The organism is Nocardia sp. CC213A, from assembly GCF_030766805.1.
Lineage (GTDB): Bacteria > Actinomycetota > Actinomycetes > Mycobacteriales > Mycobacteriaceae > Nocardia > Nocardia otitidiscaviarum.
This window is the reverse complement of record NZ_JASFXA010000007.1, coordinates 218,359-240,712: the sequence shown is the minus strand read 5'-3', so window position 1 is coordinate 240,712 and position 22,354 is coordinate 218,359. Positions and strand designations below refer to the sequence as shown.

At 64.5% G+C, this 22,354-nt stretch carries 22 protein-coding genes and 3 pseudogenes; 21 read left to right on the top strand and 4 right to left on the bottom strand.

Annotated features, from left to right (window positions below):
- Positions 1 to 45: 45 nt before the first annotated feature.
- From QJS31_RS15510 to QJS31_RS15485, 6 genes are all read left to right on the top strand, one after another.
- Positions 46 to 717, top strand: coding sequence for a hypothetical protein (locus tag QJS31_RS15510; protein ID WP_282777136.1), 672 nt, complete (start codon positions 46 to 48; stop codon positions 715 to 717).
- Entirely contained in the window at positions 690 to 1,220 is a 531-nt protein-coding gene (locus QJS31_RS15505; protein ID WP_282777134.1) for a hypothetical protein, read from the top strand. The genes QJS31_RS15510 and QJS31_RS15505 overlap by 28 nt, the downstream gene beginning before the upstream one ends.
- A 110-nt stretch (positions 1,221 to 1,330) precedes the next feature.
- Positions 1,331 to 1,885 (top strand): transposase, encoded by a 555-nt coding sequence (locus QJS31_RS37370; RefSeq protein WP_372341684.1) that lies wholly within the window; start codon positions 1,331 to 1,333, stop codon positions 1,883 to 1,885.
- On the top strand, positions 1,882 to 2,277 hold the full coding sequence (locus QJS31_RS15495; RefSeq protein WP_282777132.1) for a hypothetical protein: 396 nt from the start codon (positions 1,882 to 1,884) through the stop codon (positions 2,275 to 2,277). The genes QJS31_RS37370 and QJS31_RS15495 overlap by 4 nt, the downstream gene beginning before the upstream one ends.
- A gap of 147 nt (positions 2,278 to 2,424) precedes the next feature.
- Positions 2,425 to 2,970: a hypothetical protein gene (locus QJS31_RS15490; protein WP_306357002.1), complete on the top strand. Its 546-nt coding sequence runs from the start codon at positions 2,425 to 2,427 to the stop codon at positions 2,968 to 2,970.
- A gap of 95 nt (positions 2,971 to 3,065) precedes the next feature.
- Positions 3,066 to 3,479 (top strand): hypothetical protein, encoded by a 414-nt coding sequence (locus tag QJS31_RS15485; protein ID WP_282777128.1) that lies wholly within the window; start codon positions 3,066 to 3,068, stop codon positions 3,477 to 3,479.
- Between the two features lie 107 nt (positions 3,480 to 3,586).
- Here the strand turns inward: QJS31_RS15485 and QJS31_RS15480 are convergent, their stop codons facing one another.
- Positions 3,587 to 4,138, bottom strand: coding sequence for a hypothetical protein (locus tag QJS31_RS15480; RefSeq protein ID WP_306357001.1), 552 nt, complete (start codon positions 4,136 to 4,138; stop codon positions 3,587 to 3,589).
- A gap of 472 nt (positions 4,139 to 4,610) precedes the next feature.
- Between QJS31_RS15480 and QJS31_RS15475 the strand changes: the two genes are divergently transcribed.
- From QJS31_RS15475 to QJS31_RS15465, 3 genes and pseudogenes are all read left to right on the top strand, one after another.
- A complete protein-coding gene (locus QJS31_RS15475) occupies positions 4,611 to 4,913 on the top strand; it encodes a hypothetical protein (protein WP_282777127.1) in 303 nt (100 codons plus the stop codon).
- Positions 4,897 to 5,367 (top strand): annotated as a pseudogene (locus QJS31_RS15470) (NUDIX domain-containing protein); the annotation flags it as partial. The gene QJS31_RS15475 and the pseudogene QJS31_RS15470, both read left to right, overlap by 17 nt.
- 159 nt (positions 5,368 to 5,526) lie before the next feature.
- Entirely contained in the window at positions 5,527 to 6,345 is an 819-nt protein-coding gene (locus tag QJS31_RS15465) for a hypothetical protein (protein ID WP_282777125.1), read from the top strand.
- Here QJS31_RS15465 and QJS31_RS37365 read toward each other — a convergent pair.
- Positions 6,346 to 6,519, bottom strand: a pseudogene (locus QJS31_RS37365) (hypothetical protein); the annotation flags it as partial.
- 53 nt (positions 6,520 to 6,572) lie between these two features.
- On the opposite strand from QJS31_RS37365, the pseudogene QJS31_RS15460 reads away from it, so the two are divergent.
- Both QJS31_RS15460 and QJS31_RS15455 read left to right on the top strand, forming a co-directional pair.
- Positions 6,573 to 7,454 (top strand): annotated as a pseudogene (locus QJS31_RS15460) (FAD-binding protein); the annotation flags it as partial.
- A gap of 189 nt (positions 7,455 to 7,643) precedes the next feature.
- Positions 7,644 to 8,468, top strand: a complete 825-nt coding sequence (locus QJS31_RS15455; RefSeq protein WP_306357053.1) for a BBE domain-containing protein — start codon at positions 7,644 to 7,646, stop codon at positions 8,466 to 8,468.
- Positions 8,469 to 8,487: 19 nt separating this feature from the next.
- Here the strand turns inward: QJS31_RS15455 and QJS31_RS15450 are convergent, their stop codons facing one another.
- Positions 8,488 to 9,318, bottom strand: coding sequence for a cyclase family protein (locus tag QJS31_RS15450; protein ID WP_282777124.1), 831 nt, complete (start codon positions 9,316 to 9,318; stop codon positions 8,488 to 8,490).
- 295 nt (positions 9,319 to 9,613) lie between these two features.
- On the opposite strand from QJS31_RS15450, the gene QJS31_RS15445 reads away from it, so the two are divergent.
- Positions 9,614 to 10,018: a hypothetical protein gene (locus tag QJS31_RS15445; RefSeq protein WP_029926133.1), complete on the top strand. Its 405-nt coding sequence runs from the start codon at positions 9,614 to 9,616 to the stop codon at positions 10,016 to 10,018.
- Positions 10,019 to 10,179: 161 nt separating this feature from the next.
- Here QJS31_RS15445 and QJS31_RS15440 read toward each other — a convergent pair whose 3' ends face one another.
- Entirely contained in the window at positions 10,180 to 10,917 is a 738-nt protein-coding gene (locus tag QJS31_RS15440) for an SDR family NAD(P)-dependent oxidoreductase (protein WP_306357000.1), read from the bottom strand.
- A gap of 75 nt (positions 10,918 to 10,992) precedes the next feature.
- On the opposite strand from QJS31_RS15440, the gene QJS31_RS15435 reads away from it, so the two are divergent.
- From QJS31_RS15435 to QJS31_RS15395, 9 genes are all read left to right on the top strand, one after another.
- The gene (locus QJS31_RS15435) at positions 10,993 to 11,817 is read left to right on the top strand and encodes an alpha/beta fold hydrolase (protein WP_306356999.1); all 825 of its coding nucleotides are present in this window, start codon (positions 10,993 to 10,995) and stop codon (positions 11,815 to 11,817) included.
- A 105-nt stretch (positions 11,818 to 11,922) separates the two neighbouring features.
- Positions 11,923 to 13,272, top strand: coding sequence for a D-inositol-3-phosphate glycosyltransferase (gene mshA, locus QJS31_RS15430; protein WP_372341685.1), 1,350 nt, complete (start codon positions 11,923 to 11,925; stop codon positions 13,270 to 13,272).
- A complete protein-coding gene (locus QJS31_RS15425; protein WP_306356997.1) occupies positions 13,269 to 13,802 on the top strand; it encodes a YbjN domain-containing protein in 534 nt (177 codons plus the stop codon). The genes mshA and QJS31_RS15425 overlap by 4 nt, the downstream gene beginning before the upstream one ends.
- Positions 13,803 to 13,820: 18 nt before the next feature.
- Positions 13,821 to 14,738 carry an ROK family protein gene (locus QJS31_RS15420; RefSeq protein ID WP_306356996.1) on the top strand — a complete coding sequence of 306 codons (918 nt, stop codon included), beginning with the start codon at positions 13,821 to 13,823 and terminating at the stop codon, positions 14,736 to 14,738.
- Between the two features lie 57 nt (positions 14,739 to 14,795).
- A complete protein-coding gene (locus QJS31_RS15415; RefSeq protein WP_029926117.1) occupies positions 14,796 to 15,533 on the top strand; it encodes a phosphoglyceromutase in 738 nt (245 codons plus the stop codon).
- Positions 15,534 to 15,833: 300 nt separating this feature from the next.
- Positions 15,834 to 17,885 (top strand): CocE/NonD family hydrolase, encoded by a 2,052-nt coding sequence (locus QJS31_RS15410; protein ID WP_306356995.1) that lies wholly within the window; start codon positions 15,834 to 15,836, stop codon positions 17,883 to 17,885.
- 127 nt (positions 17,886 to 18,012) lie between these two features.
- Positions 18,013 to 20,043 carry a CocE/NonD family hydrolase gene (locus QJS31_RS15405; RefSeq protein ID WP_282777109.1) on the top strand — a complete coding sequence of 677 codons (2,031 nt, stop codon included), beginning with the start codon at positions 18,013 to 18,015 and terminating at the stop codon, positions 20,041 to 20,043.
- A gap of 377 nt (positions 20,044 to 20,420) precedes the next feature.
- A complete protein-coding gene (locus QJS31_RS15400) occupies positions 20,421 to 21,665 on the top strand; it encodes a cell wall metabolism sensor histidine kinase WalK (protein WP_282777107.1) in 1,245 nt (414 codons plus the stop codon).
- Positions 21,662 to 22,351, top strand: a complete 690-nt coding sequence (locus tag QJS31_RS15395) for a response regulator transcription factor (protein WP_029926109.1) — start codon at positions 21,662 to 21,664, stop codon at positions 22,349 to 22,351. The genes QJS31_RS15400 and QJS31_RS15395 overlap by 4 nt, the downstream gene beginning before the upstream one ends.
- Positions 22,352 to 22,354: the final 3 nt, after the last annotated feature.

The window sequence follows — 22,354 nt, the reverse complement described above, 5'->3', positions numbered from 1 at the left end:
GAACGCAGATGGCGCCGTTCATACCTACGCCGACTAGGCGCGTCGTTGTCACCGCAAGCACCGGACGATCTGAACCAGAAAATTGCCACGCCGGATCGCAGCCCCGAGTTAAACCTGGCTAAGGCTGCTGGTGAGCACGATCCTGTCAACGAAAACAGAAAATACGAAAATGCGGCTGAGCTAACGATGGAAGCTGAAACATCAGCTTCGGTCAGCCGTGGCGATGGCGGATACAGTGAATCTGGCGGTTCGGATGGCTACGCTAATTCTGGAGGTTTTGATGGTTTTGGCGGATCGAGTGGGTTTTCCAGAGATAGCGGTCAAGGCCGAGAGGTCGGGAATGTAGAAGCTGAGGAAGAGGTACCGAAGGATCCGCTGGACGGCGCGGTCAGCCACGGAAAGAACTCTCTTGCTCACATGCGCAAGCACGCTCAGCATATTCGGACGGCGGCGCGCGCGGACGGAGTCGAGATACCGAGCGGAGCGGGTAAACCTGAGACTCAGGAGGCTATTAAGAAGTACATCCAATATGTGGTAGACAACCCACACAGGGTTGGTGTTGGAAGGTACATGTCCGTCGAGGATGCGATATGGTCTCAGCGCGGTGATCTGATCATCGTTCGCAAATCGGACGGAGAATGGATCACTGCGCTTAGCGAGAAGAGCGGTGGAGCTGCAGGAGGTGCGCCATGGAAGAATCCAAATCCGGCGAGTTGACATCGATAAGTTGGCGTATGTTGGGCACCGCTGTGGTTGGCCTTAGCCGACTAGCGGTGGTATCGACGGAAGGACTTATTCCATTGATGAGTACAATAATACTGGAAACGGAAAAGGGATTCGTTACCTTCTCGTACTCGCAAGAAGGTTTCGATGTTCGAGGTCCGGAACGGTATGAGGAAATTCGATGGAATGTGGAACCTGGGCTGATTATGGGGCGCCATGGTGTAGCTGAAGAATGGCTAAGTTTGACGCCTTTGGAAGACCATGTTGAAGTTCCTGAACTGCCTTTCTTGGTTGACGCAGTAACTGGCTGGTTCGGGATTGGGGGGTTTCGAGACACTTTCGCCATTATTCTCAGAAGTGGATCTCAAGCTCTTGTTGCAATGACAACTGATGAGTTCGATATTTATGTTTCAAACTCCCAAGCGGCGCGTGCTAGGGCTGAGCTAGTGGCTAAGAATATGGGATTGACATTCGTCGAAGAGGAACATCGATTGTGACCGCGTGCGGGGCTTGGCCTTTCATTATAGTGAACGGCTGGTCGGCCGCGTGCAGGCAATGCTCACGCGTCGGGATGGTGAGTGGCTGATCAAGGGGGTTGTGCCGCGAAATGGTCGAAGGCTATGAAATCTCGGAGTCTGAAGCTACTGACCGTGTCAACGAGAGGTTTATCAGTCTAGAGTCCATTGGCGAGAACTTCATCTATCATGAACCTGAATCCTATTGGGTAAGAGATATATTATTCGGTCACGATGTCTGGTGGAAGGACAACGAGTCTTTTTCGATGGTGAAGGCCGTGCCCGCGATCAGTCACGACGCGGTCCACGCCGCCGGAGAACCGACAAACTCCACGCCGACAAGGCCATACGACGCAGCCGAATCACGTCGATGGCTGCGCGCCCGCGGGATCGCGGTCCGGATCGTCCGCAATCGTATCGAAACCTCCGACAGGCTCGGTCGCCACCGTTGGGTGATCGAACCGACCTTCTCCTGGTTGACCGGCTACCTCGGCTACCACCGACTCAACATCCGCTACGACCGCAAAGCCTCGCACTTCATCGCCTTCCTCACCCTCGCTGCGGCATTCGATAACGAATCAGGACAGGTATTCAATAGAGTGCTTACCCGCGATATCAAGAAGGCTGCGAGAGGGTTACCGTGGTGAATGGCTCTGGTTTTGATTCGCAAGATGCATCCGAGATTGTCTTCTCTGTAGGTGAGTTGATTCTTTTGGGTGTGACCGAGAAAGATGAAGAATGGTGCGGGTTGGCGGTTGCGGTGACGATGCATCGCCAGAAATCAATGTTTGGCTACGCCTACTTTGAAGATGGAAGCTGGAGTGCGGATCTGGAGTTGAGTATCGAGATTCTTGATCGGGTAGCCGAATTGAAATCGGTGATGTCATCGCAGGATGGCAAGGACTGGAAGGTGTGCCTTTTTCAGATTGAACGGTCGGAAATGAAAATGAATGTGGAGTTCGAATACAAAGACGCTGATCGATGGAGGATAACTCCTCGTAATTTTAACCGAATGATAGAGCGGCTTCGTCCTCAATGACTTCATGTTCCGAAGTCCCTTAAGGGAAACCTGACGAGGGAGCAAAGAGAACAGGCGCAGGAGTATGTTGATGCAGCGAATGAGGCCCTCAAAGCCGGTAAGCCAGTTCCGAGGGTCGATATCTCCGATCCGCGTCTGATGCGGCCATTGACAGAGCGCAACATCTCTGGCGAAAAGTACTTCGTGGACAAGAATGGAGTTCCGCACAAGGTTGGTACGAGGGGTGATAATCCGGATGCCGAAATTGCTTTCCGCCATCTGAATGGCCAGTTGAGACGAGATGATGAGCTCTATAACGGCACAGGTTCGGGTAGTCGATATTACTTCCAGGCGGACCTAGATATTATAGTTCCTGCAGGCACAATCTCTCAGTTGGGAATTCCTAAAGCGGTTATTGCAGATACAGTAACAGGAACCACCGCCGACATGATAAGGGTGACGTGGAATGATGGAAAAATAGTAGACGTGCGGTCGGTAGATGCTACTGGATCTCCGGTATTTGGGCCGCTGGGTGATATTTTGAGAACGATCAACAACAAGATGTCCTTCACTGACAAATTTCAGACGCAGGAAGTGGTGTTTGTTGCCGCATCCGAGGCGCAAGCGAGAATGGTATTCGAGCAGTTCGAAGGTAATCCGAATATTCGTGTCATACATCCAGCCTCGGGATTTGATAGGATTGGTAACAGGTAACGTTTGGTTCTGAACGTGATGGTGGTATCCGCTATGAGTGCAATAATTCGGGCGCACAGTGGGTGCGGGAGCGAACTGATAAGGAATCTGAAGTAGTGAGTAGGTTTGCCGAAGTTATCATCTTGGCGCGTGGAGCCGAGGATGTAATGGATGGCCTTACCCAGCCCGATGATTCGAGGCCATGGCATCAATCTTTCATTGCAATCGACGATGCTACCTTCTCTGGTGCGGGATTCGAATACGGGTCAAGCGAGTGCTATATGTGGATCGTTCAGTTCTACAGAAACAACTGGCATGAGCTGTTGGCGCATCTCGAAGCGCTGCCATGGCCTCGGCCCGAGACTGTTCAGATCCTCGTGCACGACGAGAATGACGACTGCTTCGGACTATGGATGATGTACGATGGAAAATTGGCCGAGGTGCCGCTCCCGAGAACCCGTCGTGACGCGTACTACAGTTCCGTTACTGGTGTATTGATCCGAGAGGATCGAGACGTGCGGCAAGAATAATATCGATCTTGAGTGCCCAAGTGAAACGGTTTTGCTTTGAGGTGATACCAGCGACTTTCATTTCTGCCGCCGATTCTCGAGATGTGTGATTACCAGTGCGGCTTTGGCTATGTCGCCGATGCGTCCGGGGCTGACGGTGATGTGCTGCAGGATGCGGTGATGTGCTGCAGGATGCGCCAGCGCTGGGTGAGCAGGGCGAATCCGCGTTCGCCGAGGGCGCGGACCCCGCGCAGCAGGCTGTTGTAGGCGCGGTTATCGATTGCGAGAGTGGAGTTCGGTGGGCATTTGATCGGGGGGGTGGATGCCGATGCCGGCGCCTTCGTAGCCGGCGTCGGCCGGGCCAGTGGCGGCCGCCCGAACTTCGGGTCGTAGACGATCATGTCGGCGAAGTCGTAGCCGAGCCGAGTGGCCAGTGTGCGGATCTGGCTCTCGTCGTGGAACCGGGCAATTCCGGATACATCGGTTCGCAGGTGCCCGATTGCCGCTGGCCTGTACTGTATCTCGGCTCCTCGCTGTGCGCTGTGGTCCGCATGGCGGCTCTCCAAGTAGACGCCGGGCTGACCGTCGGTCGGGTCATCGTCGTAGGCGTTGATCTCGAGCACACCACCGGGGAACTCTCCGAGCCGGATCCGCCTCGTCATATTGCTCCCCTCGTCCATTGGTGACCGCCGACCGAGGACGAGCGCCTGCGTCGGCTTGGTGTCATGTGGACCCACGGTAAGACCGCCTGGCGGACACTTGAACTGCGCCGAGGACGCCTGCACGGACATTCCAGAACCACTGAAACGTCCCGCGTGTGTCCACTATGGTTTCGGTATGAGTCAGCGTCTCGAATCGGCGATGCTGCGAGCACAATTGGACTCCGCGGGGCTCGCAGCCGCTGTGGGTGTCGATGTGAAGACGGTCAACCGGTGGTTGGGCGGACGGGTGCCGCATCGACGGACTTGCCTCGAAGTGCGAGGGTGTTGAACGAATCCGAGTACACGTTGTGGCCTCAGAGTCGGACGGACCTCGGGGTTGGGGCGCCAGCCACGGCTGAGGTGCTCGGCGCGTATGCGCATCGGGCCGACATTCCCAATGATCTCTGGACGTCACTGTGCCCCTGTAGTCGAGCGGGATGCCTTGGAGCAGATGAACGGAACTCTGGCTGGGCGTATTCGTAACGCTTTGAGCATGCTGGGCGCGTTGGCTGACACCTCGGGGTGTGAGATCGGCTTGCACTCCGTGCATTTGTACAACTCAGTGTTCCGGTTCGATAACCAGATGATCGTCACGCCGTATCTCGTCCGTGCTCGCGGCTACCAGCACACAGCGCTGCACTTGAGGAAACTGTCGCCGCACGGCATGTTCTCGTCCTTCGCCGATCAGGTCGAGCAGATCTGGGGCAGCGTGGCCCCCTACAGTGAAGGGGTCGTTCATGGGCAAACGGCGTGACTACTACCGGGATCCGAACGCGCCGAAGCCTAACAGCTTGGTTCCGGGTGGTTCCGCATTGGTCGTTGATGATCGAGGTGCGATTCTGATGCAGCGCCGCAGCGACTCCGGAAACTGGTCGCCTCCGGGTGGGGTGATGGATATCGGAGAAACGCTCGAGCAGTGCGTGATTCGGGAGACGAAAGAAGAAACCGGACTCGATATCGAGATCACCGGCCTACTGGGGATCTATACGGATCCTGAGCATGTCATCGAGTATGCCGACGGTGAGATTCGCCAAGAGTTCAATATCACGTACTACGGTCGCGTGTCCGGAGGTCGGATAGCGGTCAGCAATGAATCCACAGAGGTTCGATTCGTTCGGCCGGACGAACTGGAGAGACTGCCGGTACATGAAACTGTCAGACTGCGGCTGCAACATCACTCTGAAAAGAGAGCCGACCCATACCTCGGGTGTTGCATAGCGCGGTCAACAGATTGGGGAGGGACCATGAACGGTTTTGGACTGCGACCGGTCTCTGGGACCCGGTAACGGATGTCTGACGTTCGTCTCCCGGGAACGCCACCTGGTTTCCGTTGGTATTGCGCCTGGCGGGAGCCTTGCGGAATCGGGATGCTGATCTTCAGCGTCGTGGCGCTGGTGTTGGCGGTCGTGCTTCCGGCGGTGGTGTTGAGGTCCGTCGAATCGAGTGCTGGCGGGCGGATCTGGTTGGCGGTGCTGGTTTTCGTGTCCTTCAGTCTGGTCGGCGGGGCCAGCTGGCGCTTGGCCAACCCACGGCACCCGTCCGTACATGCTGAATCCTCCGGTGAGAAGGGCGCTGTCACCCTCCGGCCGCCGCGAGGGCAGGTGGTGTTGGTGGGAAGCTTTTTGATGGCGGCTGTCGCCATGGTCTGGTGGGGTGTTTCCACTGAGGAGGCCGAGATCGCCGTCTCCGGCAGCATGGGGATTGTGCTCCTGCTCCCGGCTCTGGCGTTCCTGTGCTGGTACCAGAGGCGTTCGAGACTGGTGCTGTCTCCCAACGGTTTCCGGGTCATGACCCCTCACTGCGATTGGGAGTTTCGCTGGGAGGCGGTTACGGCGATCGGAGTCGGGGACGATGGCAAGAACGCGCCTGCTGTCACCATCCACTGTCCGTCCACCGCAATGGTGTCGCGTCGCTCGCTGTTTCCCGCCCCAGCGCGATGGCGGCCCCCTCCGCAATCGACGGATGGGCCATGGAAGATCGTTCCCGCTATGTGGGGAGCGGCACCGAACTCTCTGATATCGACGTTGATTCACCTGCGTAGCCATTGCGCTCGAAACCCATTGCACCGAGAAGAACTCGTTGCGATGCTCACTGTGCCACCGCTACATGCTCGGATACGGACGAGCCGAGCGGACCGCACGAACGGGACTGTGCCGTCTGAGTTCCGCTTCATGCGCGACAGCTGACTATGGCGCATGCTGAACGCGCCTGCGTGTGGGTGCTGCTGTTATGTAGCGCAAGCCGATGAGCAGTAGTGCCATGCCGAGAGCGCCGAAGAAGAGTCGTAGGTAGAAGAGGCTGAGGAAGCCTGCGTCGAGTAGGGCGTGGTTGGGGTGCTGGGGGTCGTAGCGGACAGTGACGGCGTCGCCGTGTGTGTGGGGGGCCCCGAGACGTCACGGAGACTCCGCCTTCGATGCGGATGCGCTTGCCGCTTGTCGTGGTGAATTCGACCAGTAGGGACTTGCCGCTTCGGCTCGCGTTGCCTGCGAAGCCGACCACGGTTCCCTGTGCGGTGGACGATTCGGCGAGGAACAGTGCGCGGTTTCCGGCGGAAGCGGCGGCGAGTGCTATGAGGATCGTGCCGGCGAGTGTGCATAACAGTGTGAGGACTCTGTGGCCGGTTGTGGATTGCTGCACGGCGGCACTTTCTGGGCGTGATGCGGGTGCCGTGTCGGTGCGGCGGGGTGGTGGGCTTGACGCTACTGTCCCGGGTGACCGTGTGGAAGTCGCCTGGAGGGAGAGGTTTGTGTCGGTTTCTCGTCGGCGGTTTCTTGCTGCGTCTGCTGTTGGTACCGCTGTTGGGGCGCTGGGGGTTTCGGTGGCTCGGGCCGGGGAGCCCGGGGTGGTCGGGGTGGGGGATGCTGAGTATGGGCGGTTGGTCGGGCGGGGGTATAACCGGCGGTTCAGCGCTCGGCCGGAGAAGATTTTCGTGCCTACCAGCGCTGAGGAGGTGCGGGTTGCGGTAGAACGGGCCGTCAGCGAGGGGTTGCGGGTGGCCGTGCGGTCGGGTGGGCATGGGTTCGAGGACTTTGTGGATAACCCTGGGACGCAGGGGATTATCGACATGGGGCGGGTGCGGGATGTTTATTGGGATGAAGAGCATCTGGCGTTTTCGGTGGGTGCCGGTGCTGATTTGGGGGAGGTCTACGGGCGGTTGCTCGGGGGCTGGGGTGTGACGGTGCCCGCGGGGATCTGTCAGGGGGTCGGGGCCGGTGGGCATATTGCCGGGGGTGGGTATGGGCCGTTGTCTCGGCGGTTGGGGCTGGTGTCGGATCATCTGTACGGGGTTGAGGTTGTCACCGTGGATTCGGGTGGGCGGGCCTCCGTTACCGTGGCGACTCGGGACGGGGCACACAGCGACCTGTGGTGGGCTCATACCGGTGGGGGCGGCGGGAATTTCGGGGTGGTGACGCGATACTTGTTGCGGTCGGCGGATGCCGATGGGGGAGATGCCAGGCGGGCGTTGCCGATGACTCCGGGGTGCATGGTTACCACGCGGCTGGTGTTGCCGGTGGCGACGGAGGAATCGTTCGTTCGCTTCGTGGGGAACTATCTCGCCTTCTTCGCCGAACACAGCCAGCCGGGGGATCGGTTCGCGGGGCTGTACGCTCCGCTGCATCTGAAGCCGGGGCTGGTGGGGTCGGATGTGCTGGTATTGCTCGATGGGGATCGGGCCGACGCCGGGACGATGTTCGACGAGTTCGTGGCGGCGTTGTCGGCGGGGGTGCTGCCGGGGCCGGTGGTGTTGCCGGTGACGCGGGCCTCGTACGCGGACACGCTGGCGAACACCTATTACGCCAAGGGGATGCCCGGATTTCGGGTGAAGGCGCGGTCGGGGTATCTGCGGCGGGCCTACTCGGAGGAGCAGTTGCGGGTGCTGTACCGGTATCTCAGTGATGTGCGGTATCTCGGGGAATCGCAGGTGGAATTCCTGCCGGTCGGTGGGGCCATCAATGCGGTGGCGGCGGATGCGACGGCTACCCCGGCGCGGGACTCGTTCATGAAAATGCTGATTCACGCCGCGTGGCGCTCGCCAGGGGATGATGAGCGGTTCGTCGCGTGGGCGCGGGAGATGTATCGGGATCTGTACGCGGATACCGGTGGGGTGCCGGTGCGGGATGCGGCCAACGGGGGTGCGTACATCAACTATCCGGATACGGATCTGGCGGATCCGCACTGGAACACGTCGGGGGTGCCCTGGTACACGCTCTACTACGGCGACAACTACGAGCGGCTGCGGCGGATCAAGGCCGAGTGGGATCCGAATACGATGTTCCGGCACGGTCTTTCGCTGGACCGGCCCGCCTGACGAAGCGGAACGGCGCGAATCAGGTCAGCGCCAGCACCCGGCACGGGCCGCCGGTGCCGCCCGCGTGTTTGGGTGCGCCGATGACGACGGTCGCGCCGGACACCGGCACCCGGGCCAGGTTCGCGAGCATTTCGACGCCGTAGCGTCCCGCACCGAGAAGGGCTGTGTGCGCGCCGAATTCGCGGCTCGCGCCGGGATCCAAGCTCAAGGTGTCGACGCCAGCGCCGACTATGGAACGCTCGGTCACCAGGAATTCCGCTGCGGCGGTGTCGAATCCGGGCGCGTGCGGGCGGCCTTCGGCATCCAGGTTCAGGAACGCGCCCGGGGAGGTGAGCCGCTGCTCCCAGCCGGAGTGCATCGCGACGAAGGCGCGGTCGGGAATGCGGCCGCGACGCGACTCCCATTCCTCGATATCGGAAATGGTGAGCACCGCATCGGGATCGGTCGACGCCTTCGACTCGATATCGACGACCACCAGGGGAGCTACCAGATCATCGGCCTGGATTCGGTCGACGGACACCGCGTCCCGCATCCGGTGCAGGGGAGCGTCGATATGGGTGCCCGTATGTTCCCAGTAGGCCAGCGCGTTCTGACCGAATCCGCCGTGGTCGTGCCATGCCACCGGCACCGAGATGAACGGAGGATTTCCGGGCCAGACGGGGAGTTCCGGCGTCAGCACATGCGTCAGGTCGACCACCTGCCCCGAGGAATTCGGCTCCGCTCGAGCGGAGCCGATCGAGGAAACCGCGGCCAGCGCTCCCGCACTCGCGGCACCGAGCCAGGCGCGCCTGCTGAGCCGAGGGCTGTCGGCCGCGGTATGGGCGGCGCGGACAATCCGCGGTGAGCACATACGTCCTTCTCTCCGGCGGGTGGAACATTCGCTACGCACCATTGCACTTCCGCCGGACCGTTATTCGCCAGATCGAGCAAATGAGATCTTCGTCATACCGGCGCGGTGCGAGTTGGCGTGAATGTCCATTTGCGGTGCAGGGCAGAGCGTTTCGGCGGATGTACTCGACCGATCGGTCTTCCCGGCATTGAACTGGAACAGGTTTGAACTTGTCGGACCCTTCGGATAGAAGTTGGACGTTCAATTCAAACCGAGGCATTTCGCGCTCGGAGTCGGGGAGAAACGGGGTTAGGACATGGTCCGTCGGGCTTTCAAGAATGCCGGTCGCAAGGCTGTTATCGGGGCGGTCGCGGTGAGCGCGATTTTCGCCGGAGCCGGGGTGGCGTCGGCTGAGACGGCTGTGCCGGAGCCGGCTGCGGTGCAGCAGATTTCGGGTGGAATTCCGCTCGAGATCGCCACCGATCCGAATGCGCAGAACTCCGATCCGCTGGCCAATGGCGCGGCCGCCGGTGCGGCCGCCGGTGCCGTGGGTTCGGCCGCGACGAATGCCGCCGCCTGCCTGCTGGTGCCCGGTGCGGGCAGCGTCGCCGCGCCCGCCTGTGCGCTCGCCGGCGCGGTGCACGGTGCGATGACCGGCACCATTATCGGTCTGCTGGTGGGCGCGGTGTCGCCGCAGTCGGTGCCGCAGGTGCTGCCCTGATCGAATGAAATCCGGCGTGCCTGACGAGGTGCGGTCGGAACAGAGCGTGGAATCCGCTCCCGCCTGACGAGGCGGCGGCGGATCGAAACAGAGCCCGGAATCGGCGAACGATTCCGGGCTCTTTCGCGTTCGGGCCTTCTCGTGTTCCAGGTGGTCGAATGTCAGGAACGGCGCGCGAAACGGCCCGCCTCGGCCTGATCCCGGGGCTTGACGATGATCTGGTCCAGATTCACATGCGGCGGGCGTGACGCCACGAACCCGACGATTTCCGCGATGTCCTGGGCGACAAGGGGATCGATGCCGCGATAGACCCCCGCCGCCCGTTCCTCATCACCATCGAAGCGCACCAGGGAGAACTCGGTTTCCACCGCGCCCGGCGCGATTTCGGTGAGCCGGACCGGCTGACCGAGCAGTTCGCCGCGCAAAGTGCGGTGCAATACCGCCTGCGCGTGCTTGGCCGAGGTGTAGCCGGAACCATTGTCGTAAGCCTGGAACGCCGCCACCGAGGTAATGGTGACGATCAGGCCGTCACCCGAGGCGATGAGTTTCGGCAGCAGCGCCTTCGTCATGCGCAGCGTGCCGAGCACATTCGTTTCCCACATCCAGCGCCAGTCGTCGAGATCCGCGTCCGCGACGGTCGCCAAACCCTTCGCGCCACCGGCATTGTTGACCAGCACATCCACGGATTCGACCGCCTCGGTGAAGGCGCGTACCGATTCCTCGTCGGTGACGTCCAGGGGCAGGGCGGTGCCGCCGATCTCCGCGACCAGTTTCTCCAGTCGGTCTACTCGGCGGGCGCCCACGTACACGTGGTACCCCTGCTTGGCGAGTTCGCGGGCGGTGGCCTCGCCGATGCCCGAGCTGGCTCCGGTGACGACTGCGGTGCGAGTGCTGCTCATGGTGCGAGCTTATGCCGCTCGCACGCGGAACATTCCGGTCGGTAGCTCCACGCGGAAAGGTTTAGCCTGACGGGTATGGCGATTCGTGAAGTGGTGAGCGCGGACGGGACGACCATCGTGTACCGGGCGGAGGGGCCGGACGACGCGCGGCCGCTGGTGCTGCTGCACGGATGGGCCGGAAACCTGCGGTGCTGGGGGCGCGCCGGCGAACTGCTCGCGCAGCGGTACCGGGTGATCGCCGTGGACCTCCGCGGCCACGGCTACTCCGGCGCGCCGGAGAGCGGCTACGACAATCCGAAGAACTGGGCCGCCGACGTGGCCGCGGTGCTCGCGGGCGAGGGCATCGAGCGGGACGCGGTGCTGCTCGGCTGGTCCTACGGCGGCATCGTGCAGACCGATTACGTCGCCACCTACGGCACCGCCGCCGTCTCGGGCCTGATCTACAGCGGTTCCCTGGCCGGAATCGGTCGCGGCGTCCCGGGAGCCGAACCCGGCCCGGCCATGCAGAAGGCCATCCCGGACGTGTTCGAGGACAGTGCCGGGCGCGCCATGCGCGGCTTCGCCGCCTTCGGCAATGCCAACACCGGACCCGGCCGGGACAAGGGCGAGGACGCGCAGCGCCTGTTCGGCGGCAGCCTCGCGACCCTGCCGCGGGTCCGCAAGGCCCTGTTCTACCGCACCACCGACAACACCGATGCCCTGCGTACCCTCGACATCCCGGTCTTCGTCATGCACGGCACCGCCGATCCAGTGGTTCCGGTGGAGAGCGGCCGCTATATCGCGGAGACCGTCCCGAACGTGCGCACCTCCTACTGGGACGACGCGCAGCACGGGTTGTTCGTGGAGGATCCGGAGCGGTTTGCCGCCGAGGTCACCGAGTTCGTCGAAGGTCTCGCGTAGGCGATTTCGGTCAACCACCCTTCTCGAATTAGCTTGTGACCCCGGTCACTTGGTGGGGTAACTCATGTACGACCCCGCCTCCCGCGCGTGCACACTGGGTGAGTGGTGAGTCAACGTAGCGACCTACGGCCGAATCGGGTTGCCGTCCTGTCGGTGCATACCTCGCCACTCGCCCAACCCGGCACCGGTGATGCCGGGGGCATGAACGTCTACGTGCTGCAAACCGCCATCGAGCTGGCCAAACGCGGTACCGAGGTGGAGATCTTCACCCGCGCCACCTCCTCCAACGACGAACCGGTGGTCGAGGCCGCACCGGGGGTGCTGGTGCGCCATGTGGTCGCAGGACCGTTCGAGGGGCTCGACAAGCACGACCTGCCCACACAGCTGTGCCCGTTCGCGGCCGAGGTGCTGCGGACCGAGGCGCGGCACCAGCCCGGGCACTACGACCTGATCCACTCGCACTACTGGCTGTCGGGCCAGGTCGGCTGGCTGACGCGGGACCGCTGGCGGGTGCCCCTGGTGCACACCGCGCACACCCTCGCCGCCGTGAAGAACCTGCACCTGGCCGAGGGCGACTGCCCGGAACCAGCCGCCCGGGAGATCGGCGAGAAACAGATCGTCGCCGAGGCCGACCGCCTGGTCGCCAACACCGGCGCGGAAGCCCGCGAACTCGTCCAGCTCTACGGCGCGGAACCCGAGCGCATCGACGTGGTGCTGCCGGGCGCGGACCTCACCCGCTACCGGCCCGGCGACCGCACCGCCGCCCGCATCGAACTCGGCTTGCCGCTCGACGAGCGCATCGTCGCCTTCGTCGGCCGCATCCAGCCGCTCAAGGCCCCCGACGTGCTGGTGCGCGCCGCCGCCCGCGTCCTCGCCGACGATCCGGCGACCCCGCTGCGCGTCCTGATCGTGGGCGGGCCCTCCGGCACCGGCCTGGAACGCCCGGACGCCCTCATCGACCTGGCCGCCGACCTGGGCATCGCCGACCGCGTCACCTTCCTGCCGCCGCAGCCCCCGCACCGGCTCGTGCAGGTGTATCGGGCCGCCGATCTGGTGGCCGTCCCCAGCTACAACGAATCGTTCGGCCTGGTCGCCATCGAAGCGCAGGCCAGCGGCACCCCGGTACTCGCCGCCGAGGTGGGCGGCCTGGGCACCGCCGTGCGCGACGGCGTCTCCGGCCTGCTCGTCCCCGGCCACCGCACCGACGACTGGGCCGCCGCCCTGCGCTCGCTGCTCGACGCCCCCGCCCGCCTGCGTGCGATGGGCGCGGCGGCGGTCGAGCACGCCGCCAACTTCTCCTGGGCGCACACCGCCGACGGTCTGCTGAACAGTTACTCCGCCGCCCTGGCCGGATTCCGCGACACCCGTACGCGCAGGAGTACGGTGGCGACGGAGAGCTATCAGGCCAGATCGCGGGCGCTGTGGCGGCGCCGGATGGGAGCAGTTCGTCGATGAGCGACCCGAACCTGCCGACCGCGCAGCTGACCGAGACCGCGCTCGCCACGGCCCGGCTCATCGACGATACGCTGCGCGATCGCGAGATCGAATACTCACGCGAGCGCGAGGACATGTTCGTCGCGGTGCTGCCGGGCGAACGCAAGCTCAAGACCAATGTCATCGTCACCGTCGGCAATCACGGCGTGCGGATGGAGACCTTCGTCTGCCGTAAGCCGGACGAAAATCACGAGGGCGTCTACAAATTCATGCTGCGGCGCAACCGCCGCCTCTACGGCGTGGCCTACACCCTCGACAATCTGGGCGATATCTACCTGGTCGGCCGGATGGCCACGCATGCCGTCACCCCCGACGAGCTCGACCGCTGGTTCGGGCAGATCCTCGAGGCCGTCGACGCCGACTTCAATGTGCTGCTCGAACTGGGCTTCGCGGAATCCATTCGGCGGGAATGGAAATGGCGCGTCTCGCGCGGGGAGTCGCTGAAGAACCTGCGCGCCTTCGAACATCTCGTCGACACCGATCAGTCCTGAACCGTAGGGTCGCCGACCATGGTGATGCTGGCGCTGGATATCGGCGCGACGAAATTCGCTGCCGGAACGGTCGATTCGGATGGGGCTGTACAGGATGTGCGGCGGATTCCGGTACCGCGCGCCGAGGTGTGGGACGCCTGTCGGGACCTGTTGACGAGCGTGGCCGGGGCTGCCGAGGTGACCGCCGTCGGTATCGGCGCGGCCGGACCCGTGGATGTGCGCACCGGCACCACCGGCCCGCTCAATATCCCCGAATGGGTGCACGGGTTCGAACTCGAGCAGGCCGTCCGGAAGTTGTTCCCGGACGCCATTATCCGTTTCGCCATCGACGGCGTCTGCCTGGTGCTGGCCGAACAGCGGTTCGGTGCGGCGCGCGGCATCCCGAACGTGCTGGCACTGACCGTCTCCTCCGGGATCGGCGGCGGCGTCATCAGCAATGGCCGAGTCGTGTTCGGCCGCACCGGAAACGCCGGGCACATCGGCCACATCATCGTGCCGGGCAGTGACGAGCCGTGTGCCTGCGGCGGTTTCGGCTGCGTGGAGGCCGTGGCCAGCGGGCCGTCCTCGGTGCGGTGGGCGCGCCGCCAGGGCTGGACCGGCAGCACCGGCATCGAACTGTCCACCGCCGCGCGGGCGGGCGACGAGATCGCCATCGCCGCACTGCATCGCGCGGGCACCGCACTGGGGGTCGCCATCTCCTCCGCCGCCGCGCTGCTCGACACCGATCTGGTGGTCGTGGGCGGCGGTTTCGCGCAATCCGGCGAACACCTCTGGCGGCCGCTGCGGGACACCGTCGCCGCCCACGCCCGCCTCACCTTCACCCGCGGTCTGCACGTACTGCCCTCGGAACTCACCGATCAGGCCACTCTCGCGGGCGCGGGCCTGCTCGCCTACGACGCCGCCGAGGACGCCCCGGGCAACTGCCTGTCGTTCTGACCGGGGAGCTCCCAGGGTCTCGATTGCGAACGAATCCGCACGTGGGAGGATGGCCCCATGACGTACACCCTGGTACTGCTGCGCCACGGCGAGAGCGAATGGAATGCCCTGAATCTGTTCACCGGCTGGGTGGACGTGCGCCTGACCGACAAGGGTGTGGCCGAGGGCAAGCGCGCCGGTGAACTGCTGGCCGAGCAGGGCATCCTGCCGGATGTCGTCTACACCTCGCTGCTGCGGCGCGCCATCTCCACCGCCAACAACGCCCTGGACGCCTGCGACCGGCACTGGATTCCGGTCATCCGCGACTGGCGGCTCAACGAGCGCCACTACGGTGCGTTGCAGGGCAAGAACAAGGCGGAGATCAAGGAGCAGTACGGCAACGAGCAGTTCATGCTCTGGCGTCGCAGCTACGACACCCCGCCGCCGCCCATCGAGCCGGGCAGCGAGTACAGCCAGGACGGCGATCCGCGCTACGACGGCATCGAGGTGCCGCTGACCGAATGCCTGAAGGATGTCGTGGCGCGCATGGTGCCCTACTGGGAGGACACCATTTCGAAGGACCTCGTCGCCGGTAAGACGGTTCTGGTCGCCGCGCACGGCAATTCGCTGCGTGCCCTGGTGAAGCATCTGGACGGCATCTCCGACGAGGACATCGCGGGGCTGAACATTCCCACCGGCATTCCGCTCAAGTACGAACTGGACGAGAATCTGCGTCCGGTCGGCCCGGCCGTGTACCTGGATCCGGAGGCCGCGGCCGCCGGTGCCGCCGCGGTGGCGAACCAGGGTGCGAAGTAGGACGGTTCGGCTGGCCATCGCTGCCGGATTTCGACGCGTTGTGACCGAATTATTCGGTCGCAACGCGTTTTTCGTTGCCCGAGGTATTGTGAAACGCTATTGGTGCAGGTCAGGGGCAAGTGAGGGCATGTGGCGTAAATCTCACTACGTCGGCGTAGGGTATTTGCGCCTCGACCTCGGGAATCTATAAACCGCAGAAATTCCCGTTTTATCGAGTAACCGTAACCGGGGTTTGCAACTTACTTGTCGGTAGATAAACTGCCTCGCGTTCGACCCACGTCGAGAGGTAGATCACGTTCAATGAAGCACGCGCTACGGGCCACGGTGGCAGCGGTCGCCACCGCGGTCCTGGTTCCTCTTACCGGGATCCCCGCCGCCGCGGCTCCCACACCCTCCGGTCCGGACGGCGGAGCCGCCGGAGCCGCCTGGACCGCGCAACACGATGGGGGACAGCAGTATCCGAACGTCTTCATCGAATGGGACGTGCCCATCACGATGAGCGACGGCACCGTCCTCAAGGGCAATGTCTACCGCCCGGCCGATGCCTCGGGGCGGCCCATCGACGAGCCGACGCCAACCGTCGTCAACCTGACGCCCTACACCAAGCTGGTGTCGAACCTCGGTGATCACGCCGCGTCCATTCCGGGCCTGTCCGACGCCCTGCTCGGCTTCTTCCGGCAGATCAATCTGTCCGGCACCCCGATCTCCGGACTCGGCGACCTGATCAATGCCGCGGGCAACGGCCAGATCCGCAACTTCACCGTGGACCGCCAGCTCATCAAGTCCGGCTACTCGCAGGTCGTCGTGGACGTGCGCGGAACCGGCTTCTCCCAGGGTGAATGGGATATGCTGCGCGATCGCGAGCAGCAGGACACCGTCGAGGTCATCGACTGGGCGTCCAAGCAGCCGTGGTCCAACGGCCGCATCGGCATGAACGGCATCTCCTACTCGGGCATCAACCAGGTGCAGGCCGCGGAGAAGCGGCCGCCCGCGCTCCAGGCGATCTTCCCCATCGTGCCCGGCAGCGACCTCGTCGACGATGTGCTCGCCCCCGGCGGCGGCTTCGGCTTCAACTTCATTCCGCTGTGGCTGTCGGCCATCAACGGCCTCAAGTGGGTGCCGGACCTGGCCTCGATCGCCAACGGGCGCTTCGACGAACAGTGGCTGCGGGACCGGATCAACGACCCGTTCACCTACCTGGACGTGCTGATCTCCGCCTACACCAGCCAGCGCATGGAGGATCTCGACCCGCGCGTGGTGACCATGCTCGACGACACCACTCCGGAACGTCGTGCGTGGCTGGGCAATCCGAGCAACATCCAGGTGCCGACCTTCGTCTACGGCGGCTGGCACGACCTGTTCACCTACTCGGAATCCAAGATCTACAACGAGATTCCGCTGCCGCCGGGCCAGAAGCAGCTGATGATGGGCAACACCTACCACATCACCTCCGGTGCGGAGACCTCCCGTCCGGGACAGCCGCCGCGTCTGGACGTGCTGCAGCGCGCCTGGTTCGACAAGTGGCTCAAGGGCATCGACAACGGCATCGACGCCTACGGTCCGGTGACCCTCAAGCAGCAGGGCGGCGGCTGGATCACCCAGGGCGGCTTCGGCGAATCCGCACCCGCCGAGCAGCGGGCCGAACATCGGCGCATGTACCTGTCGTCGCAGATCAGCGGTACCGCCAACAGTGTCCACGACGGTTCGCTCACCGGCGGCCCCAACGGCGACACCGCACGCCTGACCGTGTCCCCGGGGCTGACCACCATCTGCTCCAACGACGCCGCGCAGGCCACCGCGGGCTTCCTGTCCATCATCGACGGCTGCGCCAAGGACTCCCGAATCGCGGAGACCAACGCGCTGACCTTCACCAGCGCGCCGGTACTCGAGGCCACCACCATCTCGGGTCCGATCGCCCTGCATCTGAACACGGTGCAGGATTCGGTCGACGGCTACTGGACGGTCACCGTCAACGACGTCGCCCCCGACGGCACCTCCACGGTGCTGACCTCGGGCCAGCTCATGGCCTCGCTGCGGCAGGTCGACGAATCCCGCAGCAGCCGTTCGGCCAATGGCGACTACACCGATCCGCGTGCCTACACCTCGCTCAGCAAGCGGGAACTGGCGGTGCCCGGCGAGGTGACCACCCTCGATATCGCGCTCTCGGCCACCGAGGCGGTGCTTCAGCCCGGACACCGGCTGCGCGTCTCCGTCTTCGCGGCCAACTTCCCGAAGGGCCTGCCGATTCTGCCGATGCTCATCGACACCGGCCTGCTGCCGCAGCATGTGCAGCTGGACCCGAATCGTCCGAGCTTCGTCAATATTCCGGTCCGCGGAAACTCCGGTTGGTGATTCGCGCCGACCGGGTGTGAAAGATCCGGGTGTGCACAATGGGGTGCGCACCCGGATTGCTTTGTGCTGTTTCACGAAACCGACCGAAATCTTCTCCGTCTCAGACGGCCTGGCTTAGCATCGGTTCGTGCTCAAGTACGCAACAGCGATTCTGGCTGCCCTGGCACTGCTTCCGTTCACCTCGCCCGCCGCCGCGGCGGCACCCACCGCCACTGGCCCGGACGGTGGCGCGGCGGGTGCGGCCTGGGCGCAGGCCGAGGATGGACCGCAGCGGTACCCGAACGTCTACATCGAATGGGATGTGCCCATCACGATGAGCGACGGCACCGTGCTGAAGGCCAACGTCTACCACCCGGCCGACGCCTCCGGGCAGCCCATCGCCGAGCCGACGCCGACCATCGTGAACTTCACGCCGTACACGAAACTCGGCTCGATGATCGCGGATTCGGCCTTCTCCATTCCGGGGCTCTCCGATCTGATCGTGGAACTGGCGCGCGGCATCGACCTCACGGGCACCCCCTTCTCCGGACTCACCGACCTCACCAAGGCGCTCGGCGGCGGACTGATCCGCACCTTAACCGTGGACCGCGACCTGATCAGGTCCGGGTACACGCAGGTCGTCGTGGACGTGCGCGGAACCGGCTTCTCCCAGGGGATCTGGGATCTGCTCGGGCCGCGCGAACAGCAGGACACCGTCGAAACCATCGACTGGGCCTCGAAACAGCCGTGGTCCACCGGGGATATCGGCATGACCGGCGTCAGCTACTCCGGGCTCAATCAGTTGCAGGCCGCGGCCGAGAACCCGCCCGCACTGAAAGCCATCTTCCCGGTGGTGCCGTCGCGCAATCCTTTCCGCGATCTCGTGGCCCCCGGCGGCGCGGTCGGCGTCGCGTTCATGCCGATGTGGCTGGCGGGGGTGAACGGCGGCAAGCTGGTGCCGGACCTGACGGCGCTGGCGCAGGGGCGCTTCGACATGAAGTGGCTGGCCGATCGGCTGGCCGATCCGTTCACCTTCGTGGACGCACTGTTGGAGGTGTTCCTCCAGCCCGATATCGACGCACTGAGCCCGAAGATCCGGCAACTGCTGGACAGCGGCAGTCCCATGCGGCAGGCGTGGGAGACCGACCCGGAAGCCATCACCGTGCCCACCTTCATCACCGGCGGCTGGCACGATGTCTTCGTCGCCTCGCAGGCCGACGTGTACCGGCGAATCCCATTGCCGCCCGGGCAGAAACAACTGCTCTCCGGGGACGGCTACCACATCTCCAACGGCAACGAGTCCGGCCTGCCGGGGCTGCCGCCGCGCATGGACGTGCTGCAGCGCGCGTGGTTCGACAAGTGGCTCAAGGGCATCGACAACGGCATCGAATCGTTCGGGCCGGTGACGGTCAAGCAGCAGGGCGGTGGCTGGGTCAGTCTGCCGTCCTTCCCGCGGCCCGGCGTGGAGTACCGGCGTATGTATCTCGCGGCCCCGCCCAGCGGCACCGGCGGACACAGCGTGCACGACGGTTCGCTGTTCACCGCGCCGCACCAGAGCGTCGACACCCTCACCGTCGCACCGGGTCTCACCGGCCTGTGCTCACGGGACGCGGCGCAGCAGCTGGTCGGCATCCCGTCCATCATCGACGCCTGCGGCAAGGACTCCCGCATCTGGGAGTCCAACGGCCTCACCTTCACCAGCGCTCCGGTGGCCGAGACAACCACCATCTCCGGTCCGATCGCGGTGCGGCTGCGGACCGTGCACGACGCCGCCGACGGCTACTGGACCGTCACCGTCAACGATGTCGCTCCGGACGGCCGCTCGACCACGCTGTCGACCGGCCAGCTCGTCGCCTCGCTGCGGCAGCTGGACGAATCCCGCAGCACGCGACTGCCGAGCGGTGACTACACCGACCCGGTACCCGACCTCTCGCTCGACACCCGGCAGCCGACGCAACCGGGCGTCCCGGTGACACTCGACATCTCGGTGGCGGGCGTCGAGGCCGTACTCCAGCCGGGGCATCGGCTGCGGGTGGACGTCTACGCGGGCAACTTCCCGAAGGGCCTGCCGCCCACCGCCATCACCGCCGATACCGAACTACGCCCGCAGCACCTGCTGCTCGACCCGTCGGAGCCGAGCTTCGTGAACATTCCGGTGCGGGGCAATCCCGGCTGGTAGGCGCGGAAACCCGGAAGGCGATCGCAGTCCTACGCGGGCGGTGGCACCCTGGAACGGGTGGCACCGATCGCGTCGCGGCGTTCGGTGGCCGCGGCGGGGCGTGTCGCGCTCGTGCATCGCCAGGACGACACGGTTCGAGCATTCGGGTCGGAGGTGATTTCGACGACTGAGCATGTCGCTTAGCTGTGCCCGATATGTCGGACCTGCCGTGATCTGAAACGTACGGACCGGCTGGTATGGGCGCGATTTCGGACCATCGCACCGTTCCCCAACACTGTGTGAACGGTGGGCTAACGTGTGCCAAAGTGCCCGTGACCTGCGCGAAACTTAGTGCACCCGGGGTCTGGGCACCTATTGGCGACCGTACGATTCACAGTGTGAGCGTTCCACAGGCCGTGCTGTTGGCAGTCCTCGCGGCCGTCGTCGGACTGGCCGTGGGCGGACTGCTCATTCCGTATGTGAACGCGCGGCAGGCCCGCCGCGCCGCCGACGAATCCGGCCTCACCATGTCGCAGGTGCTCGACCTGATCGTGCTCGCCTCCGAGAGCGGTATCGCCGTCGTCGACCAATATCGCGATGTCGTGCTGGTCAACCCCCGTGCCGAGGAACTCGGCGTGGTGCGCGACCGGCTGCTCGACGACCGCGCCTGGATGGCCGTGCAGGAGGTGCTCGGCACCGGGCACGACGTCGACTTCGACATCACCGCCAAACACCCCATGCCCGGCCGCGGCCGCCTCGCGGTGCGCGGCGTCGCCCGGCCGCTGTCGCAGGAGAACCCCAACTTCGTGGTCCTCTTCGCCGACGACGACTCCGAACAGGCGCGCATGGAGGCCACCCGCCGCGACTTCGTGGCAAATGTCTCGCACGAACTCAAGACCCCCGTCGGGGCCATGAGCCTGCTGGCCGAGGCGCTGCTGGAATCGGCCGACGATCCCGACTCGGTGCGGCACTTCGGGGAACGACTGCACGGCGAGGCCCGGCGCATGGGCAAGATGGTCACCGAACTCATCGCGCTGTCGCGGCTGCAGGGCGCGGAGAAGCTGCCCGAACTCGAGGCGGTCTCCGTGGACACCATCGTCGGCCAGGCCATCGAGCGCTCCCGCACCGCCGCCGAGGCCGCCGGCATCACCGTGAGCACCGACCGCGACAGCGAACTCGAGGTGCTCGGCGACCAGACCCTGCTCATCACGGCCCTGTCCAACCTGGTGGAGAACGCCATCGCCTACTCGCCGCGCGGCTCGCACGTGTCGGTGAGCAGGTCACTGCGCGGCGGCTACGTGAACATCGCCGTCACCGACCGCGGCATCGGCATCGCCAAGGAAGACCAGGAGCGGGTCTTCGAGCGGTTCTTCCGCGCCGACAAGGCACGCTCGCGCGCCACCGGGGGAACCGGGCTCGGGCTGGCTATCGTCAAGCACGTGGCCGCCAACCACAACGGTGAGATCACCCTGTGGAGCAAACAGGGCACCGGCTCGACGTTCACGCTGCGGATACCGGTCCACCCGGCCGATCCCGCGCCGAACGAGAAGAAGACGTCCGCCGGGGCTCCGGCGGGGAAGAAGGAAACCGGCCCGCGCCCCGCCGGGCGGGCCAGAACAAACGGTGTGGAGGCAACCCGATGACGAGAGTGCTGATCGTCGAGGACGAGGAGTCGCTGGCCGATCCGCTCGCGTTCCTGCTGCGCAAGGAGGGGTTCGAAGTCGCCGTGGTCGGCGACGGGCCGGCCGCACTGGCCGAATACGACCGCTCCGGCGCCGACATCGTGCTGCTCGACCTCATGCTCCCCGGCATGAGCGGCACCGACGTGTGCAAGCAGCTGCGGATTCGCGGCAGCGTGCCCGTCATCATGGTGACGGCGCGCGACAGCGAGATCGACAAGGTGGTCGGCCTGGAACTCGGCGCCGACGACTACGTGACCAAGCCGTACTCCTCGCGCGAACTCATCGCCCGCATCCGCGCCGTGCTGCGCCGCGGCGTCGGCGACGAACCCGACAACGGCACCGAGACCAGCGTGCTGGAGGCCGGTCCCGTCCGCATGGACGTCGACCGCCACACCGTGCAGGTCAACGGCAAACCGGTCACCCTGCCGCTCAAGGAGTTCGACCTGCTCGAATACCTGCTGCGCAACTCCGGCCGTGTACTCACCCGCGGCCAGCTCATCGACCGTGTCTGGGGCGCCGACTACGTCGGCGACACCAAAACCCTCGACGTCCACGTCAAGCGCCTGCGCTCCAAGATCGAAGCCGACCCCGCCAAACCGGAACACCTGGTCACCGTGCGCGGCCTCGGCTACAAACTGGAGGCTTAGCAG

What these genes read in the sequence shown, in the direction of transcription:
- QJS31_RS15505 (WP_282777134.1), top strand. Translation starts at nt 690, where the DNA reads ATGGAAGAATCCAAATCCGGCGAGTTGACATCGATAAGTTGGCGTATG.
- QJS31_RS37370 (WP_372341684.1), top strand. Translation starts at nt 1,331, where the DNA reads ATGGTCGAAGGCTATGAAATCTCGGAGTCTGAAGCTACTGACCGTGTC.
- QJS31_RS15480 (WP_306357001.1), bottom strand. Translation starts at nt 4,138, where the DNA reads ATGGACGAGGGGAGCAATATGACGAGGCGGATCCGGCTCGGAGAGTTC.
- QJS31_RS15475 (WP_282777127.1), top strand. Translation starts at nt 4,611, where the DNA reads ATGAACGGAACTCTGGCTGGGCGTATTCGTAACGCTTTGAGCATGCTG.
- QJS31_RS15465 (WP_282777125.1), top strand. Translation starts at nt 5,527, where the DNA reads ATGCTGATCTTCAGCGTCGTGGCGCTGGTGTTGGCGGTCGTGCTTCCG.
- QJS31_RS15455 (WP_306357053.1), top strand. Translation starts at nt 7,644, where the DNA reads ATGGTTACCACGCGGCTGGTGTTGCCGGTGGCGACGGAGGAATCGTTC.
- QJS31_RS15450 (WP_282777124.1), bottom strand. Translation starts at nt 9,318, where the DNA reads ATGTGCTCACCGCGGATTGTCCGCGCCGCCCATACCGCGGCCGACAGC.
- QJS31_RS15445 (WP_029926133.1), top strand. Translation starts at nt 9,614, where the DNA reads ATGGTCCGTCGGGCTTTCAAGAATGCCGGTCGCAAGGCTGTTATCGGG.
- QJS31_RS15440 (WP_306357000.1), bottom strand. Translation starts at nt 10,917, where the DNA reads ATGAGCAGCACTCGCACCGCAGTCGTCACCGGAGCCAGCTCGGGCATC.
- QJS31_RS15435 (WP_306356999.1), top strand. Translation starts at nt 10,993, where the DNA reads ATGGCGATTCGTGAAGTGGTGAGCGCGGACGGGACGACCATCGTGTAC.
- QJS31_RS15425 (WP_306356997.1), top strand. Translation starts at nt 13,269, where the DNA reads ATGAGCGACCCGAACCTGCCGACCGCGCAGCTGACCGAGACCGCGCTC.
- QJS31_RS15420 (WP_306356996.1), top strand. Translation starts at nt 13,821, where the DNA reads ATGGTGATGCTGGCGCTGGATATCGGCGCGACGAAATTCGCTGCCGGA.
- QJS31_RS15415 (WP_029926117.1), top strand. Translation starts at nt 14,796, where the DNA reads ATGACGTACACCCTGGTACTGCTGCGCCACGGCGAGAGCGAATGGAAT.
- QJS31_RS15410 (WP_306356995.1), top strand. Translation starts at nt 15,834, where the DNA reads ATGAAGCACGCGCTACGGGCCACGGTGGCAGCGGTCGCCACCGCGGTC.
- QJS31_RS15395 (WP_029926109.1), top strand. Translation starts at nt 21,662, where the DNA reads ATGACGAGAGTGCTGATCGTCGAGGACGAGGAGTCGCTGGCCGATCCG.